Source organism: Proteus sp. G4380 (assembly GCF_963885725.1).
In the GTDB taxonomy this organism is placed as follows: Bacteria; Pseudomonadota; Gammaproteobacteria; order Enterobacterales; family Enterobacteriaceae; genus Proteus; species Proteus mirabilis.
In genome coordinates, this window is the sequence record NZ_CAWPAV010000089.1 from 14,046 (window position 1) to 32,278 (window position 18,233).

The following is an 18,233-nucleotide window of genomic DNA, read 5'->3' on the forward strand; positions in this document are numbered from 1 at the left end:
AGAAAACCTTAAAATAGGTGGGCGGTGGACGAAAGAAGCAAATTGCTTTTTCCGTGCCGCCCTGACGTGGTGTCACTATGCTTTTTCAGCGTCACGCTGGGCTTTAAGCACTTTATCGAGTTGTTTTAATTCGGTTTTCACACCGATATTCATGTTTAACTCTAAGGCTCGACTTAATACGCAGTAGCTTTCTTGTGGGCGATTATTATCGCGTAGCACTAACCCTAAGATTTTGTAGAGTTTTGCCCTTACTTCATCAGGCATATCTTCATCATCGGTCAAAGCACGTGTACGCTCTAATGTTGCCAATGAAACCGGTGATTTCACGGCATACGCTCGCATGGCAGAATCGGCGATTTCTTCGGCAATCACGGTGCCCGTGGTGCGGTTAACACCGGGGATCACTAAACGGTTAGCTAATGCGTAAACGGCAATATCTAACGCCCCCTCATAATCCCCCGCATCAATTTTCCACAGCAAAATCGTCATTAAGACATCATCTTGCACACCGCTACCACCGGACAATGCCCCATCAACCCACGGCTGATAATTGGCTAATATCTTGCGCTTATAAGCTTCTTTGCGTTCGCGTGACTGAAAATGTTTTAGCTCTTTTTTATCTGTCGCAAGACGTAACAGCATCATGTGATAGCCCTGTGTATTACGGCTAACATGCCCACCCAATTGGCTGGACTGTTGCGCGCTAAGGCTCATGCGGTGTTTTTCCCACGGAGATAATGCCATTATTTCGCCTTTTTATTTTCAGTTGGTGTTTCTTCAGTTACTGCTTTGTCGTCTTTGACGACTTCATTTTCAGAAGCTACCCCCTCTTTTTTTGTTTCTGGCAATTTCTCTTTTACATCTTCAAAAACAATATTTTCGACCAGTGCCACACCGCGAAAATCTTCAACCACAAAATCTTCATTGACGGACTCGTAGTTTTCGATGCGATCGCGTTTTGGGTTATCTAACACTTGACGACGACGAGAATCCGCAAGGAAATAAATCGACAAGTTATCAAGGCGAGTGATAAAAAATGCATTGTCAGGGAAGAACGGCGCACGTACAGCCGGCAAACCACCAATACGTTTCTGACTAATAATGGTATCTGCCGCCAGTTTTTCACTGTTATCTTGGTCTTTATTAACCAGTGGAAAATATTTATCTGCTAATAATTTACGTCCACAAATCACAACAAGACCGGTATCGTCCTGATATTCAGGATCAATCGCAGTATCGACCGTATCTTGCACTAATGCGTCAAGATTTTGATAAGCTTGTCCTTTACCGACCAGAATAGGCTGCGCTGTGGTTGCGCCGTCTTTCGTTTCACTGCCCATCACATGCTCTGGCGCACGCTCGCGTACTTTTTGTAACCAGCCTGAATTCACATCTTGCAGTAAGGGGTATTTTTTCCGATCAGAATTATCGGCGCGATGTGTACCATTAAAACCAATCATAATGCGGTCTAATGCCTGACGGCGGATAATCGTATCGCGGATACGGGTTTGAAAGTCGGTGAACTTCGCCCACATATCAATTTTGGCGTAATCAAGGTGGGTGTCGTAATTGGTTTTCTGGCAATGATAGCTATTTTTGGTCAGCTTAATTGGATCACTTGTTTCGCGCTCTTTTGCTGTTGTATCGGTAGTGCCTGCGATAGTTGAGCCGATACCTAAACCGATGGCCTCACCCACTTGCTCATCAACGGGCACGATATTAACGTGTGTTAAAAATTCTGCTGACTGCTGAATATTGGTTTCCAGCGTTTGCGCGGCAGACGGTTCAATTTGAACCTTTGTATCACTAAACGCTTGCGCGCTAACACCGTAAATTTTACCGAGTTGCGTGAGGTACGCATTAAATTTAAAACGAGTTTCTTTTTTCATGGTCTGTTCACTACCTTAGCAATCCGTCAGCACTTCGCTATTATTTTCGCCACCCGTGGCCGGCGGACGATGTGAGAACGAGGCGTCTGTATTTTCAAATTGGTTTTTTAATTCCGTGAGTTGTTGCGTAAGTGCTTTTACCGCTTCGCTTTGGTCGGCGTTTTTTAATGCGGTAATTTCTGCAGAAAGGGTTTGTACTTCTTGGGCGCACAGCTCCACCGCCTGATGCACATCGGTAAATCGCGCATCATCACTGTGTTGTTTTTTAGAAAACATCTCTTTAATAATGCTAAAAAGCCCTGGCTTCTCGCTCTGCGGGTTTTCATCAATAAATTCAAAGTGATTTTCTTCTGCAGCAGTAAAAACGTTATCTTTGCTTTGTTTGCGCTCTGAAAGCGGGCTACTTTGTGCATTAGCACTAAATTGCAGCATTTCAGTGCCTAAACTCGCGGGGTTATCGGTGACCGCCAGCCCGACTAAATACGCTTCGCCGGTATCTGAAAAACTCGGGTCAATTTCAACAGAGGTATAAACTTTTTGACGTTTTTTATTGAGTTCAATTAAATCAGGCGTCGGATTGATCACACCATACAGTGCCAACTTACCCGCCAGTGCCCCTTCTTTAATTTCCTCGGTATACACCGACTCCACATCACCAAAGCGTGGTGCCCATGAATAGTTATAGTGATCGATATTGACTCGCGCACCATAAACCGTGGGATCAAAGTTTTTCGCGATTTGGGTTAACCATTCGCGATCAACTCGACGCCCGTCCGTTGTCGCCCCTTCAACACAAAGACGAACCGGTTTTGATTTCTTCGACATGCACTACTCCAGACTGCATCCATTTATTCGTTGGTCTGTATGTTGTCGGTTAAAAGGGGCGTTAAACAATGGATAGGGTTTGTCTGAGATATGGCACAACGGGAATAAAGCGAATAGGTGATCAGCGGTCAATAGACTAGCCGTAACTTAAGCAAGAAATCGTGATTGTGCAATGACTATTACAGAAACATTTGATAACCGAAAAAAAGCAATGCACCTGTATTTTGCCGGTTACCGCATTGCTCGCATAGCGGAATCGCTAGGCGAAAAGGCGTCCACTATTCACAGTTGGAAACGTCGCGATAATTGGGATGAAATCAGCCCTACCGAACGCGCAGAGTTAACCGTTGAGGCGCGTTATTGCAATCTAATTTTAAAAGAGAGCAAAGAAGGCAAAGATTTTAAAGAAATCGACTTGTTAGGGCGTCAACTTGAACGCATGGCGCGGATCAGAAAATATCAAAACGGTGGCAATGAAACGGACCTAAACCCTAAGATTGCTAACCGCAATAAAGGCGAACGCCGTCAGCCAGAGAAAAACTTCTTTTCAGAAGAACAAATTGAAAAACTAGAAGATATCTTTCGCAATACGTTGTTTGAATATCAAAAGGTGTGGTATCGCGCCGGTCATCACCGCATTCGTAATATTTTAAAATCCCGTCAAATCGGCGCAACATTCTACTTTGCCCGTGAAGCCTTTATTGATGCCCTGACCACCGGACGTAATCAGGTTTTCCTGTCAGCAAGTAAAGCGCAAGCCTATATGTTCCGTGAATATATTATCAAAATGGCATTGGAGGTTGATGTTGAATTAAAAGGCGACCCATTGATGTTAAGTAATGGTGCAACGCTCTATTTCCTCGGCACTAATGCCCGCACAGCACAAAGTTATCACGGTAATTTGTATCTGGATGAAACTTTTTGGATACCTAAATTTCAGGAGTTACGCAAAGTGACTTCGGGTATGGCGATACAAAAACATTGGCGACAAACCTACTTTTCAACACCGTCAACCATGAGCCATGAAGCGTACCCCTTTTGGTCAGGCAAGCTGTATAACCGCGGGCGCAAAAAAGAAGACAGAGTTGATATTGATATCTCACATGAAGCCTTAGTCAATGGACGTTTATGTGAAGATGGGCAATGGCGACAAATCGTCAATATTGAAGATGCACTACGAGGCGGTTGTGATTTATTCGATTTAGAGCAACTCAAAAAAGAGTATAGCCCGGACGAATATAACAACCTGTTAATGTGTCACTTTATGGATGATATCGAATCCCTATTCAACTTTAACATGATGCAAAACTGCATGGTGGACAGTTGGGATGTGTGGGACGACATTCAACCGTTAGCCCTGCGCCCTTATGGTTATGATCCGGTTTGGGTAGGTTACGACCCCAGCAAAGGCGGTGAAAATGGTGATAGTGCTGGTTGTGTGGTTATCGCTCCGCCGAAAGTACCAGGGGGGAAATTCCGAATATTAGAACGTCATCAATGGCGTGGTATGGATTTTCGCGCACAAGCTGACGCCATAAAAAAAATCACCGAACGTTTCTATGTCGAATATATGGGGATTGATACCACCGGCTTAGGGCATGGGGTTTATCAGAATGTCATTCAGTTCTTTCCTGCTGCGCGTGAGTTTATTTATAACCCGAATGTCAAAAATGCTTTAGTCATTAAAGCTTATGACGTGATTAGTCACGGACGTTTAGAGTTCGATGCGCAGTGCGTTGATATCATTCAATCTTTTACTTCCATTCGCCGTACTACCACCGGAAGCGGTAACCGCCCCACTTATGAAGCCTCACGCAGTGAAGAAAGCGGACATGCTGACCTTGCATGGGCAACAATGCACGCCCTCTTCAACGAACCCTTAACTGGCACCACCGAGAACAGTAATAACATTGTGGAGATTTATTGATGAGCCGTAAAAATAAAAAGAATTTTAAAGCACAACAAACGGCAACCGCTAATAACAGCATGGAAGCCTTTACCTTTGGTGATCCCGTTCCGGTGTTAGATAAACGAGAAATTTTTGATTATCTGGAATGTGCGCAAATTGATAATTGGTATGAGCCACCGGTTAGCTTTGATGGGTTATCAAAACTGTTTCGTGCGGCGACACATCATAGCAGTGCAATTTATGTCAAACGTAATATTTTAGTCAGCACATTTCAGCCTAACCGTTTTCTCTCTAAGTTAGACTTTAGCCGGTTTGCGCTCGACTTCTTAACCTTTGGCAATGCCTACCTTGAACGGCGTAACAATATGGTGGGTAACTTATTAAAACTCACCCCCGTTCTCGCCAAATATACCCGCCGTGGTGTTGCTGATGATAGCTATTGGTTTGTGTGCTATGGCTATGACTCAAAGCCGTATGAATTTAAGCCCGGTAGTGTATTTCAGTTATACGAACCCGACTTAAATCAAGAACTATACGGGTTACCAGAATATCTGGCCTCCACGATGTCAGTGCTACTGAATGAAGCAGCAACCTTGTTTCGTGTTAAATATTATCGCAACGGAAGCCATGCCGGATTTATTTTATACGTCAGTGACGCCTCACAAAACCAAAGTGATATTGATAAAATTCGTAACGCAATGCAAAACTCAAAAGGCCCCGGCAATTTCCGCAACCTGTTTATCCACGCACCGAACGGCAAGAAAGACGGCGTGCAAGTTATTCCATTAAGTGAGATTGCGGCGAAAGATGAATTTCTCAATATCAAGAATGTCAGCCGTGACGATATGTTAGCCGCACACCGCGTACCGCCTCAAATGATGGGGATCATTCCACAGAATACCGGTGGCTTTGGTGACGTAGAAAAAGCGGCAAAGGTTTTCTTTCGTAATGAGTTGGCACCACTGCAAAGCAAGATATTACAGATTAATGATTGGCTAGGTGAAGAAGTGATTAAGTTTGATAAGTACACATTAGATGATGAATAACTTCACCACACAAAGAACAATACCGCCGACACTGGCGGTATTTTTTTTACCTGTAAGGTATAAGTATCGGTCTGACTAATAATAATAGTGACCCGATTCTATTATACCCTTTACCCCTTGATAAGGCGAATCCGCCTAATTTTCACCCTCTCAAACCCGTATTAAATGCGCCTACAATCCATTTTAAGCGCACGTAATTTATTTGATACCTAGGTAACTTTTTCTTGTTTTAATCGCTCTACGCGCCGGAAATTTGCGAGGAATAATGTTTTTAACCCCCTCAAAACGCAATCGTGACCCCGCCACGCCCGCGCACTAAATCGACCTCTTTTTATGCACCTGCATGAGTGCCAAGAAAGCCCATGATATCTGGTGCCTTCGAGCAATTCTAATCCTGTTTTAATCTTGCGAATTTATTCATAAGATCACAAAAGAGTGCAAAATGTAAAAGATAAAAAGTTATTTTTACATTTTACAAAACTCACATCTCACATAATGTAGGTAAGTACATTATCAGAGTTTGTGTAACAAAATAGCAGTATAACTACAAGAGCAATACATAGGTTAAATAAAATCCATGTCTTTCTATATGAACGTTTTCGTTCATCAATATATTCTTCATCATTTTTTTGTAGTTCTTCTATATTAATAATATTATTGAGATCATCTTCATTCAGTAAATCTTTATATCTATCATGAATAGTATTATATTTATTTAGTAATCTTAATTTTTCTTCTTCTACTTCTTTTAATGAGAGAAATAAATAAACAAATGAAAAAACAACAAAAAATAAAGTAATCACCATTACTTCGAAAGTTACGATACCAGAATACGATTTTGATGATAGAATTCGAATTAGGAATATACTGATAAAAAATGTAACAATACTCCATAGACTTGATTTTAATGAGGAAAACATATTCTTAGTTATTTCAGAAGCTTTATCTGATTGTAATAGCAAAAATTCAGAAATTTTATTTTTTATTTCAATATACTGTTTTACATTTTCTTTTAAATAAATATCATAACCAGATTCAATAGACTTTAACACACCTGATGAAAGTTTAGTAATATCGTTTTCTCTTATATAAAGAGATATAATATTTCTAGCCAATCCAATTTTATCAATAAAGTTACCATCAGTATAAACCCATAAATAAATATCATAAAGAATACTTGTTGAATTATTTTTAATTTCATCAACTAAAATCACATCATTAATTAAGCGATAACCTTTTAATTTAAATACTAATTCATTACTTTCAAATTTAAAATCACTGTAATCACAGAGGTAAACCAAAGATAAAGTAACAACAAGATTGTCAAATAATGTGTTTATATCTTCATTTTCAGTAGGTAATAATAACTTAAAATCATCAGGAACAAATTTTAACTCAGAGTCAAAAGCAAAATGACAAGATTTATTTCTTTTATTAATTATTAAATCTCTATTTTTATTTTCACCAATATCATTAACATTACTATAAGCTGAAACAAAATATATATAAGAAGTATTGAATTCTGTTTCCTTATTCCATAAAAAGAATTTTATTTTTTTATTTATATTAAACTCTTTTAATTTAAATAAGAAATTTAACTCATGACCACTTTTGAAACTTGAAAAAAATGATTTAATATCAAATATATGGGTTGAATTTAATTTATCAATAGCCTCGTTTTTATAGATAATTACTTCAAGACCTGTTAAATTATTTAATTCATTATTATCTTTACAATCCAAAAAATCAAAATTATCTTTTATACTATCAATTTTATCTTGCAATATAGAGTCTGTTGTTTGCCTTGTTATTAATATAGGGTCAAAGCTATTAAAACTAAACTTGATATCAAAGCTAAGACTAAAATCTTGACACTTAGCTTTAATGGCTTGAAATAGAGTAACACCATCATGATTCATGACGGTGTTTTTAATCTTATACTTAGCTTGACATTTATTAAAATCATCACAAACAGAAACGAGTTCCGTTTGTAATAAAAAACTTGATAATCGATCAAGCAAGCTAAGATCATTCATTTTCAATTCCACCAAATTCTTTATAACCTATATCTGAGTATATTTTAATATATTTACCTAATGAGTCAATATCTGCCTTTATTTTATTAGAGAAATCAGATATTTCACCATTTATTTTCAATTCAAAATTTTCATCAAGAACAATGGTCTTTTTCATTCTCGCTTTAAGAACTTTTTCATCTAACTCAAATTGTGTATCAAATCCCTTACGTTCATCTTCAGGCAATTTACTTAGCTTTGCAATAAATTGTTCCTTTTTTTCTCTTAAATTTTCATTCTCAAAGTTATGTTGATTAATTTTTTCAACAAAGTCATCAAAAGCAAATGTTTCATTGTTTCTAAAGTAAGTAATAGTATCATTACGAATAAGCCAATAATCCGTTGGTGATATCCCTTTAATTTCATCTTTTAAAAACTTATCAATTGACATAAATGCATTTTTAGTATTTGTTTCTGAATTTGATAACTCTACTGTAGCTAAAAAATCATTCCACCAATATTTACTTATTCCAGCACCACTGTCTGAAATGAGAAGATGCTCAATTTTATTACTATCATTAATACACACTAAGCATGTTTTTTGTAATCGAGCTTTTTCAGGTAGCCCTTGTTTTAAGGTAACATCTTTCTCATCTAAAAAACCATTATGCTCAATTTTAAGAATTGCAAATCGTTTATTATTATCAATTAATAATAATAAAATTAAAAGAGCTCCTTTTTTTATTTGTGTGTTTAATTTTTCAATATTAGCCTGCGCCTTGATTTCAACATCTAATAACTTTTCTGCAATACTTTTTGTTTTTAGTTCCCACTCGTCCTGATTTACGATAAGTGAAACAACATGATTAGGAACTAACTCATTAATATCTCTAAATTTATATCCTTTATTTCTTTTCGTTTTAACTAATTCCTGTAATACTTTACTGCAATAAGTAACGAAGTCATTATTTTGTTCAAGTGGTCGTTCTGTTACTGAACTGTCTTCAATTGATATATTGAATAATGCACTTTTTATTAAACTAACATCTGCCATTCTCAAAACTCCAATAGATGAAACTCATAAATTTTTTTAATTATTACTATAATTTAAGAAAAAGATAAGTACCTCTATCACATTTCAGAAATAAATTTTTATCTAACATTTCTAATCAATAGATAAAAATCCAGTGCTGAACTATATTAAACCAATGCTAAAGTAGGCTAATTTTCTAAGATTTTTAACTTAACGATAAACTATAAATTAATATACATACACACACTAAATTAAGAAAAGCTAAAAATATTAATTCTGAACTATAGGTAGTTTTTGCTTCATTTCGTTAACATTAATTTTCCTGATGAAATTTGAACTCTCCCATTCTCAAACCAAATCACTTCATCGCCATAACTAAGGCGCATACCATTCATCACCATTGACCACATTGTGTCTGGTGGTAAATCCAATCCCATTTTTTCGGCAAAGGCTTTGAATTCAGGTATCAAACGTTCCTGATTTTCACTTAATGACACCGTTGAAATTATTCGCTGACTCTTTTTATGCTCTAAAACCTCGCCAAATGATTTCTCCCAATCGCTATATTGTGAATGCAGGTCGAAATATTCAGGCTCAGAAATCCCCCATACGGGCGATTTTAAGCCCCTATCGTGTGGGTTTTTAATATCGGGTGAACTGCCCGATCCACAGTTATTGACAGGACTCCGAGGCGCGCTGATCGCGCTTTTTAAAGTCAAAACCCGACCCGTTTCTGACTTACGCTTATGCTCAATTGCTTCAATATCCTGCTTAGATTTACGAACTAAACGATACTGACGCTCACGCGTTTTTACTAAATCGCTACTTTTTATCGGTGAATATAATCCGATTATTCGCATCACTTCTTCATCATAAGAATTCGGCTCATCGGCAACAGTACGAGCAACTAATAACGTTTGTAGGTTACGCTTAACGTTAGGCCCTCCTTGATGCTCAATATAAGCGGCGAAATCTCCTGCATCGGCAGACGCTCTTACTTTTTCCGCTATATCACCCAACTTATCAGCGATACTCACACCACGAATACGACGACACTCACGCCATACGCCTTTAGACGGCAAGCCAAACATGTGAAATTGAGGAATACGCCAAGTAGACGCCCACGCAGTAACGGCTGATGCAACCTCGGTTAATAACTCTCCCGATTCGTCATCAACTTCACCCTCTAACGCATAACCGTCGATATTTTTTGAAATATATTTAGCGAGATAACCCGTAGCACCACCTTTATTTAAATGCTTTGCTTCAAAACGGTGTTTCTTTGCGCCCCGTTCTTCGCCGTCTTCTTCAAGGGCATACTTACGCATTGTCTCAATCGCTGATGCACGTTGAGATTTATCCAGAAACATCATCATATGCCAATGAGGTGTAGCGTCATGATGAGGTTCAACAACTCTGATCCCGTAATAGTTAATGCCTTTATCTTTAAAAGCAGTGCGAATTTTCGCCCACACCTTCACTAAATAACGTTGACCATCTTTCGGGGTGTATGCACTGTTATTCCATTTCTCGTTAATGAGAACTTTTTTCTTTTTCTCATCTTTAGAAACATTAATTTGCTTGGTGGGATGGTATTTTGAAGGGGTGGTTAACGTGATAAATAAACCAATATCGCCCCGTTCTTCTGCAACTTTTTGAATACCTGCGGCTTGTGCCATTAATTCCATACGGCGAATTTTAGGGTTAGCGATACTCGCTAATACTTTTTCCATTAAATCGAAGCGATCACCCGATTCAACGTCTTGAATATCCATCATTTCAAGATAATTCATATTCGCTAAACGTTGCGATCTGACTTCACGAACCGCATTTTTACTGGCGTAAGGTGTCTTATCTGAATTCACATCACCAAAAGCAATATGCAAAGACTCACGCCAACGTTGGCGATGAGCTTTTAACTTTTTCAGCCACCAATTTTCATCTGTTAACCGGTTTAATCCGGACAACGCATTTTCTGGTGTTAGTTTTCCTTTTTGAGCTTTTCCCCAAAACAACGGTGTTACATGCAAATAGGTAATTAACTCTCCTAATTGATGATAAATAGGGTTAATCACTTTTAGGTTAAGTAACACCTCACGATCACCGTTATTTTCAGCAATTGCCTGATCAGCCAATTCATCGAATAAGTTGTCACACGCGTTCGCAAATGACTTCGCCATATGACGCAATATTTTGTCATGCGCATCGGGCAAGCGATTAAAGAACATGGCTTGATCAAAATCTCTATCTAACAAAAATTGACGTTTATCTTTCGCTAAACCATAGCGCGCATTAACGGCTTGCAAACGCTGATAAACGCTTTTATGGAACTTAAAGACCAGCCAGTTATGAACTTCTTTCGGCGTTTTCTCTTTTTTAAGATGTTCGATGTACTTAAATAGGCGAGATTTAAGAAAGCGAGGCAGTTTTTCAATATCGAATAAAATCGCTTGCCCCTGAGCCAATTGCTCACGGGTAAGCGGTCTTTCATAAACAACCGGCTCATGCTGTTTCCCATTCCACCAATATGTCCATTGCATATCAGCAGGATAGGAAACAGGAGGCTGAGAAAAATCAATTAGACGGCTAGCCATTACCGCACACCGCCTAAATGCTTCGGATCAATAATTTCAATGGCTGTTTCGCACAGTTTAGCAACGTGAGTCATTATCTCTATCAATTCAGAGATAGACTTAATTTCTGCGCAAATAACACGACTCACATGCGCACCAACAACGCCAGCAGTCACATTTACCGCAGAGTCATACCACGCAATCACTTCACGGCGCACACGACCATCAATAACAGTGACTTCGATTAATCCAAATTGTTTTTTCCAATAAACGATAGCAAAACGAGTGCCGGTAATATGCACCCCATTTTTTGGATCTTGAATATCGACATAGCCCTGTTCCATCAGCACACCTCCGGCAAAACGGCGATAATTTCTTTTGCTGATTGGCGATTTCCATTTGCAGAAATAGAACGAGGTGCATCAATCTCGTGAATAATAAAACCGAGATCAGCATACAGCTCTTTGGCGTGAATGGAATTAGAGACAGTAATCGGGTTACCTTGTGATTGATTTAATGCCTTTAATGCTTGAGCTAACTCAATTTGCTGAGCGTGAGTAAAATCCGTGTGATGATATTTAGTAAAACTACCTTCATCTCCCATATATGGAGGATCACAATAAACACCATCACCGAAATCAACGAGTGACAAAGTATCTTGCCATTCTAAACAGGCGATAATGGCATTAGTGGCTTTCTCAGCAAATTGTCTGATTTCCTCCTCTGGAAAATAAACACGGGCATATGTTCCGAATGGCACATTAAATTCACCCGAATTGTTATATCGACATAATCCATTAAAGCAATGACGATTTAAATATAAAAACCGAGCAGATTGTATATATTTATCACACTCGCTTTTATCTAATACCTTAATTGAATTAAATAACTTCCTAATAGCAATGTAATCATTTCTATGATTAGTTTCTTCCCATGCATAAAACTCTTTACGCGCCATTATTTCAGTATGTTCTACGACATTACGATATAAACTAATTAAATCCTGATTGGCATCTGCAATTAAATATTCGTTATATTCTGTGTTCATCATTACAGCACAAGAACCCGCAAACGGTTCAACTAAGCGCTTTGCTTTTGGCAAATGTGGAATTAATTTATCCATGATACGGACTTTTGATCCCGCCCATTTCAGAATGGTTTTATTCGCCATTTCACACACTCCGATAATGCTTAGATTTCAGCTCATACACTGTCTGGCAATCTGCACAGCGGGTGCATCCCATTACCGCAATACGGCGCTTTTCGGGTATTTCACGACCGCAATCTTCACATTCAAACGCTGATACACCTACGTAACGCCCTGTTACTGCTTTTATTTGAATATCTTGCAATAACTGTGATTGTTCGCAGGCTAAATCCATTTCTTTAGACATAATTCCATTCCTGTGCTTGATGTTCGATAGACTCGGCTTCACCTTCTAATAATTGAAATACTTGTGAAGGCTCCATTCGTTCACTTAGTGCTTTTGATGCTAATTTGCGCAAACGAGCAGAAAAAAGAACCGCCCGAGATTTTCTTTCATCTTCTCGAACGGCATTAATTAAATCGGTTACATCACTTTCTTTAGACATAATCAGACCTCTGATAATCAGATATAAAAAGTCCTGACAAATAAATGTCATTTATTTTTTAGGTGTAATTAAATAGGCATTGCTAATTTATTCGGGATTAATGCGCTCAATACTTTGATTTGATGAAGTGCATTAATGATTTTTATTTTATCTTTCCTCTTTAATAATAAATAATCTATTCCGTTCTTTTCTTTTTCTATCTCAGCAAGGTAATAAATCATCTGATATATACGATTATTTTCATTTCTTAAATAATCAAGAAACTCACCAATCAAAATATCATCACTATTTTTATTTAACTTACTTAATAAATCAGCCCTAACTTCGGCTGTTTTATTCATACCACTGACGCGCTCATCAAATGAAAGACCATCATTGCGATAATGCTTTACCACTTTAGACTGATAAAAATCATCATTGCCTTGTAGTTGCTCTCTTGCTTGAATAAGCTCCGCAGCATTCATAACAACACCTATATAGAAACTTTCACAAGAAACGAAACAATAACAATGGCACATAAAACCAGTGTTGCTTTATCCGCTTTTGAATATTTTTTACTTTTATAAGTAAAAGATTCACTGTTTAGTTTGTATTTATTTCTTTGCTTAATTAATTGGTTCATTGAATATCACCTTTTAATAAGTCGATATAATGCGTTGCTTCTGCCATTGCATCAAACTTACCGAATGACTGATCATCTAACCAAACGTGATAACGAGTTATCGGTGTTACTGCTTTTCTTGGCAGTTTAATAATGGTGAAACCGCGATACATAAAACTATGCTCTGTAATTTGCTTTACTATCACCTTCATCATCCTTGTTATTGTGGTTCACCCATTCCTAACCATATCAGCCAGCCGTCACGTAATTCTTTAGGCATTCTTTTACGTGCCATACGCAAGCCTTTATTCCAATCGGTTACATCGATGTAATACTCACCACGGGAATTATCTGGGTGCTTAACTTCTACATAAGGCAATTTCCCATCCTTACGCATATCAGACACAGCTTTGGGTGTTTTACCGATATAGCCGGCAAATTTTGTCTCAGTGACAAATTCTGAACCAATATTATGAATTTCGATTTCTTTCGACATCTGGTAACCTCTTATTAATGAGCGCCCTTTGGCGCTCTTTTACGCCTTGTAGCTATACGTGGGTGTTTCGTATCAAATAAAATTTAGAGGATCCGCAAAATTATGTCAAGTTCGAAAAATGAAAAGCTAAAACTAATAAGAGAATCAGAAAGATTAAAACTAAAGGAAATGTCTGATTTAACAGGGATTAATTACCATACATATCATGGATATGAATCAGGGAAAATGAATATGTCTTTAGAAGCAGCAACAAAACTATTTTCAATTCCAAGATTTAGAAAATATATGACTTGGTTTATGTTTGATGAAATCAATCCTGATGCTGGGCAAATCGCACCGGCACTCGCACACAGTGGGCAAGACAACACGCAATCATCCCACTCAGACAAGAAAATTGGATAACAATACATCAAGCATTTTGTGAATTTATTGATTCACAAAGCCTTTCTACCATTGGAGAGCTTTCTTATGACAATTAAGAAACTTGAAGATGGTCGATATGAAGTGGACATTAGACCGACTGGACGTAATGGAAAACGGATCAGACGGAAGTTTAATAAAAAACATGAAGCCATTGCCTTTGAACGTTATGTAATGGCCAATCACAGCAAAAAAGAATGGGGGACAAAATTAAAAGACATTCGCCCATTAGATGAACTCGTTGAGCTATGGTGGAACATGTTCGGTAAACATAGCGAGAACGGAAAATCTAACTACAACAATGCAATGCGTGTCTGTAAGGGTATGCATAGTAGCAATGTATCTCAAGTTACATCAAAAAGTATCTCATTTTATCAAAATGAGCGTTTTGCTAAGGGGATAAAACCCTCCACTATTAATCGAGAACTGTATGCTATACGAGGTATATTCTCTCAATTAATTAAAATGGGATTATATGAGGCTGAAAATCCCTTTATTGAGGCCAAGAAATTAAAAATAAATGCGAGTGAGATGTCTTACTTAACCCTTGATGAAACCCGAAAACTACTCGCTAATCTGGAAGGTGATTATTATAACATTGCCGTATTTTGTTTAAGTACGGGGGCTAGATGGGGCGAAGCAATGAAACTGAAACGAGAGCATATCATTGAAAACAAAGTACGTTTTACTTACACTAAAACAAAAAAAGCGCGCATTGTCCCTATATCGAAAGAACTCTGCGATCAAATATGCAAAGGAAAAAAAGACCTCCTATTTTCCTCCGTTTCATATCAAGTATTTAGAAAAATACTAAAAAGTGTAAAACCTTCTTTGCCCGACGGACAAGCTACACATGTGTTGCGTCATACTTTCGCTACGCATTTCATGATCAACGGCGGTAGCATCATCACATTACAAAGAATTCTAGGGCATGCCAGTTTAAAACAAACGATGACCTATGCTCATTTTGCACCCGATTTCTTACAAGATGCGATTGTAAACAATCCATTAAAAGGAGGTCTCAGTTTATAGATAAAATTGTCCACAGAGCGACCACACTTGGTCGCTTTTCATCATTTTTTAGCGCTTTTAAGCTCATAATTAACTTATTATTTTTAAGTTACTTACTGAAAATTAAGCAATAAAAAAGCCATCTTACGATGGCTTTTTTCATATAGCGTATTTATCGTGACTCAACAATTATTTTCCCGGACGCATCGCTGGGAATAAAATAACATCACGAATAGTATGGCTATTGGTAAATAGCATTACCATACGGTCAATACCAATACCTAAACCTGCTGTAGGTGGTAACCCATGCTCTAATGCAGTGATATAGTCATGATCAAAGAACATGGCTTCATCGTCACCCGCTTCTTTTTGACGCACTTGCTCTTCAAAACGCTCCGCTTGATCTTGCGCATCATTAAGCTCAGAGAAACCATTACCGATTTCACGACCACCAATAAAGAACTCAAAGCGATCGGTAATAAATGGATTATCATCATTACGGCGAGCCAGTGGTGAAACTTCTGCTGGATATTCAATGATAAAAGTTGGCTGGATCAAATGACTTTCAGCTACTTCTTCAAAAATTTCACATTGAACACGGCCTAACCCCCAACTCTTTTCAATCTTAATACCAATAGATTGAGCAATAGCAACGGCTTTATCCATATCATCTAGATCAGCCATATTGGTTTCTGGACGATATTTGCAAATAGCTTCTTTCATGGTCAGTTTTTCAAACGGTTTACCGAAATCAAACTCTTCATCACCATATTTAACGATAGTCGAACCTAATACATCTTGAGTTAATGTACGGAATAACTCTTCAGTCAATTCGATAAGATCACGATAATCAGCATAAGCCATATAGAGTTCCATCATTGTGAACTCAGGGTTATGACGTGGTGATACACCTTCATTACGGAAGTTACGATTGATTTCAAAAACGCGATCAAACCCACCAACAACTAAACGTTTTAAATATAATTCAGGTGCAATACGTAGATACATATCAATATCTAGCGCGTTATGGTGAGTGATAAACGGACGTGCACTTGCTCCACCTGGGATAGTTTGCATCATCGGTGTTTCTACTTCCATAAAGCCTTTATTCACCATAAATTGGCGAATAGCAGACATGATTTTCGAGCGGATCTTAAAAGTATTACGTGAATTTTCATTAGAGATCAGGTCTAAATAACGCTGACGATAACGTGTCTCTTGGTCAGCTAGACCGTGGAATTTATCAGGTAACGGACGTAGTGCTTTAGTCAGTAAACGTAACTCAGTACAATGAATACTCAGTTCGCCTGTTTTGGTTTTAAATACACGGCCACGGCCACCTAAAATATCACCGAGATCCCATTTTTTAAACTGCTCGTTATAAACGCCTTCAGGCAGATCATCACGAGAGACATAAAGCTGGATACGGCCGCCCATGTCTTGCAATGTAGCGAAAGATGCTTTCCCCATAATACGGCGAGTCATCATACGACCTGCAATAGCAACTTCCACATTAGCAGCATCTAACTCTTCTGCACTCATTGCATCATATTTTTGATGTAATTCGTCAGACATGGCATCTCTGCGGAAATCATTTGGGAATGCGTTACCATTATCACGTAAAGCTGATAATTTTTCGCGGCGAGTTTGCAGTTCGTTATTTAAATCAGGTGCCTGCTCCGCACCTTGTTGCTGTTGCGACATGTTTTTCCTCACAGGCCCGCTTTTAAGCTAGCTTCAATAAATTTATCGAGATCACCATCTAACACTGCTTGTGTATTACGCGTTTCCACACCAGTGCGTAAATCTTTAATTCGTGAATCATCTAGAACATAAGAGCGGATTTGGCTACCCCAGCCAATATCTGACTTATTATCTTCCATCACTTGCTTATCTGCATTTTTCTTTTGCATTTCCAGTTCATACAACTTCGCTTTCATCTGTTTCATTGCCTGATCTTTGTTCTTATGTTGAGAGCGATCATTTTGGCATTGTGTGACAAGCCCTGTAGGAACGTGGGTAATACGTACCGCAGATTCTGTTTTATTAACGTGCTGACCACCAGCGCCTGATGCGCGGTAAACGTCGATACGCAGATCGGCTGGGTTGATTTCAATATCAATATTGTCATCAACTTCAGGGTAAACAAAAGCAGAGCTAAATGAAGTATGGCGACGTCCGCCGGAGTCAAATGGACTTTTACGCACTAAACGGTGAACCCCGGTTTCTGTACGTAGCCAACCATAGGCATATTCTCCTATGATTTTGATTGTTGCTGATTTTAAACCTGCAACATCACCGTCAGACTCTTCAATAATTTCTGTTTTAAAGCCTCTAGATTCAGCCCAACGTAAGTACATACGCATTAGCATACTTGCCCAATCTTGTGCTTCTGTACCGCCAGAGCCTGCTTGTAAATCAAGATAGCAATCAGCACTGTCATATTCACCAGAGAACATACGACGGAACTCTAATTGCTCAAGCTTTTTGTTTAATCCTTCTAACTCAGCAACTGCTTCGTTAAATGTTTCTTCATCATCGGCTTCAACAGCAAGGTCAAGTAAACCAGAAACATCTTCTAGTCCTTGTTCGAGTTGGTCGATTGTTTCTACAATAGCTTCAAGAGATGAGCGTTCTTTTCCTAACGCCTGCGCCTTTTCAGGCTCATTCCACACATCAGGTTGCTCTAATTCTGCGTTGACTTCTTCTAAACGCTCTTTCTTGGCATCATAGTCAAAGATACCCCCTGAGGACTTGAGTCCGCTCAGCGACTTCTTCAATTTGGTGTTTTACTGGATTGATTTCAAACATACTTTTTCGTC

General features: G+C 38.4%; 20 protein-coding genes. 4 read left to right on the top strand and 16 right to left on the bottom strand.

Translation table 11 applies throughout. From position 1 onward, the window contains the following. Positions 1-75: 75 nt before the first annotated feature. Genes gpM through AACU98_RS07530 form a run of 3 tightly spaced genes read right to left on the bottom strand, consistent with a single transcriptional unit; the run spans position 76 to position 2,714 of the window. Positions 76-744, bottom strand: coding sequence for a phage terminase small subunit (gpM, locus tag AACU98_RS07520; RefSeq protein WP_012368197.1), 669 nt, complete (start codon positions 742-744; stop codon positions 76-78). Further along, positions 744-1,889, bottom strand: a complete 1,146-nt coding sequence (locus AACU98_RS07525; RefSeq protein WP_161735763.1) for a phage major capsid protein, P2 family — start codon at positions 1,887-1,889, stop codon at positions 744-746. Before AACU98_RS07525 ends, gpM begins: the two co-directional genes overlap by 1 nt. 15 nt (positions 1,890-1,904) lie before the next feature. Then, entirely contained in the window at positions 1,905-2,714 is an 810-nt protein-coding gene (locus AACU98_RS07530; protein WP_049256947.1) for a GPO family capsid scaffolding protein, read from the bottom strand. Between the two features lie 172 nt (positions 2,715-2,886). Here AACU98_RS07530 and AACU98_RS07535 point away from each other — a divergent pair, with 172 nt between their 5' ends. Together AACU98_RS07535 and AACU98_RS07540 are read left to right on the top strand one after the other, a co-directional pair. Beyond that, on the top strand, positions 2,887-4,641 hold the full coding sequence (locus tag AACU98_RS07535) for a terminase ATPase subunit family protein (protein ID WP_161735765.1): 1,755 nt from the start codon (positions 2,887-2,889) through the stop codon (positions 4,639-4,641). Beyond that, positions 4,641-5,669, top strand: a complete 1,029-nt coding sequence (locus tag AACU98_RS07540) for a phage portal protein (RefSeq protein ID WP_161735767.1) — start codon at positions 4,641-4,643, stop codon at positions 5,667-5,669. Before AACU98_RS07535 ends, AACU98_RS07540 begins: the two co-directional genes overlap by 1 nt. A 488-nt stretch (positions 5,670-6,157) precedes the next feature. Here the strand turns inward: AACU98_RS07540 and AACU98_RS07545 are convergent, their stop codons facing one another. From AACU98_RS07545 to AACU98_RS07595, 11 genes are all read right to left on the bottom strand, one after another. Continuing rightward, positions 6,158-7,705 (bottom strand): hypothetical protein, encoded by a 1,548-nt coding sequence (locus tag AACU98_RS07545; protein ID WP_161735769.1) that lies wholly within the window; start codon positions 7,703-7,705, stop codon positions 6,158-6,160. Further along, positions 7,698-8,738, bottom strand: a complete 1,041-nt coding sequence (locus tag AACU98_RS07550) for a nucleoid-associated protein (protein WP_161735771.1) — start codon at positions 8,736-8,738, stop codon at positions 7,698-7,700. The genes AACU98_RS07545 and AACU98_RS07550 overlap by 8 nt, the downstream gene beginning before the upstream one ends. A gap of 278 nt (positions 8,739-9,016) precedes the next feature. Continuing rightward, complete coding sequence (locus tag AACU98_RS07555; RefSeq protein WP_161735773.1) at positions 9,017-11,311, bottom strand: replication endonuclease; 2,295 nt, start codon at positions 11,309-11,311, stop codon at positions 9,017-9,019. After that, the gene (locus tag AACU98_RS07560) at positions 11,311-11,634 is read right to left on the bottom strand and encodes a DUF5405 family protein (RefSeq protein ID WP_036907632.1); all 324 of its coding nucleotides are present in this window, start codon (positions 11,632-11,634) and stop codon (positions 11,311-11,313) included. The genes AACU98_RS07555 and AACU98_RS07560 overlap by 1 nt, the downstream gene beginning before the upstream one ends. Continuing rightward, positions 11,634-12,461: a DNA adenine methylase gene (locus tag AACU98_RS07565; RefSeq protein ID WP_129765337.1), complete on the bottom strand. Its 828-nt coding sequence runs from the start codon at positions 12,459-12,461 to the stop codon at positions 11,634-11,636. Before AACU98_RS07565 ends, AACU98_RS07560 begins: the two co-directional genes overlap by 1 nt. A gap of 1 nt (position 12,462) precedes the next feature. Further along, positions 12,463-12,684 carry a TraR/DksA family transcriptional regulator gene (locus AACU98_RS07570; protein WP_109829201.1) on the bottom strand — a complete coding sequence of 74 codons (222 nt, stop codon included), beginning with the start codon at positions 12,682-12,684 and terminating at the stop codon, positions 12,463-12,465. Continuing rightward, positions 12,677-12,883 (bottom strand): DUF2732 family protein, encoded by a 207-nt coding sequence (locus AACU98_RS07575; protein ID WP_223878651.1) that lies wholly within the window; start codon positions 12,881-12,883, stop codon positions 12,677-12,679. The genes AACU98_RS07570 and AACU98_RS07575 overlap by 8 nt, the downstream gene beginning before the upstream one ends. Positions 12,884-12,951: 68 nt before the next feature. Beyond that, complete coding sequence (locus AACU98_RS07580; protein ID WP_049220105.1) at positions 12,952-13,347, bottom strand: DUF5347 family protein; 396 nt, start codon at positions 13,345-13,347, stop codon at positions 12,952-12,954. Between the two features lie 8 nt (positions 13,348-13,355). Beyond that, positions 13,356-13,505: a hypothetical protein gene (locus AACU98_RS07585; RefSeq protein WP_155290656.1), complete on the bottom strand. Its 150-nt coding sequence runs from the start codon at positions 13,503-13,505 to the stop codon at positions 13,356-13,358. Beyond that, complete coding sequence (locus AACU98_RS07590) at positions 13,502-13,699, bottom strand: hypothetical protein (RefSeq protein WP_049256969.1); 198 nt, start codon at positions 13,697-13,699, stop codon at positions 13,502-13,504. The genes AACU98_RS07585 and AACU98_RS07590 overlap by 4 nt, the downstream gene beginning before the upstream one ends. A 5-nt stretch (positions 13,700-13,704) precedes the next feature. After that, positions 13,705-13,980 carry a Cox family DNA-binding protein gene (locus AACU98_RS07595; RefSeq protein ID WP_012368213.1) on the bottom strand — a complete coding sequence of 92 codons (276 nt, stop codon included), beginning with the start codon at positions 13,978-13,980 and terminating at the stop codon, positions 13,705-13,707. Positions 13,981-14,082: 102 nt separating this feature from the next. On the opposite strand from AACU98_RS07595, the gene AACU98_RS07600 reads away from it, so the two are divergent. Together AACU98_RS07600 and AACU98_RS07605 are read left to right on the top strand one after the other, a co-directional pair. Next, positions 14,083-14,382 carry a helix-turn-helix transcriptional regulator gene (locus AACU98_RS07600; protein WP_012368214.1) on the top strand — a complete coding sequence of 100 codons (300 nt, stop codon included), beginning with the start codon at positions 14,083-14,085 and terminating at the stop codon, positions 14,380-14,382. Between the two features lie 66 nt (positions 14,383-14,448). After that, entirely contained in the window at positions 14,449-15,432 is a 984-nt protein-coding gene (locus AACU98_RS07605; RefSeq protein ID WP_161735775.1) for a phage integrase, read from the top strand. Positions 15,433-15,600: 168 nt separating this feature from the next. Here AACU98_RS07605 and lysS read toward each other — a convergent pair whose 3' ends face one another. Both lysS and prfB read right to left on the bottom strand, forming a co-directional pair. Next, a complete protein-coding gene (gene lysS, locus AACU98_RS07610) occupies positions 15,601-17,115 on the bottom strand; it encodes a lysine--tRNA ligase (RefSeq protein ID WP_004244024.1) in 1,515 nt (504 codons plus the stop codon). Positions 17,116-17,123: 8 nt separating this feature from the next. Next, positions 17,124-18,222, bottom strand: a protein-coding gene (gene prfB, locus AACU98_RS07615; protein ID WP_096043105.1) for a peptide chain release factor 2 whose coding sequence is annotated in 2 segments (ribosomal slippage) — positions 17,124-18,146 and positions 18,148-18,222 — 1,098 coding nt in all. Because the reading frame shifts where the segments join, the coding sequence is not laid out codon by codon here. Positions 18,223-18,233: the final 11 nt, after the last annotated feature.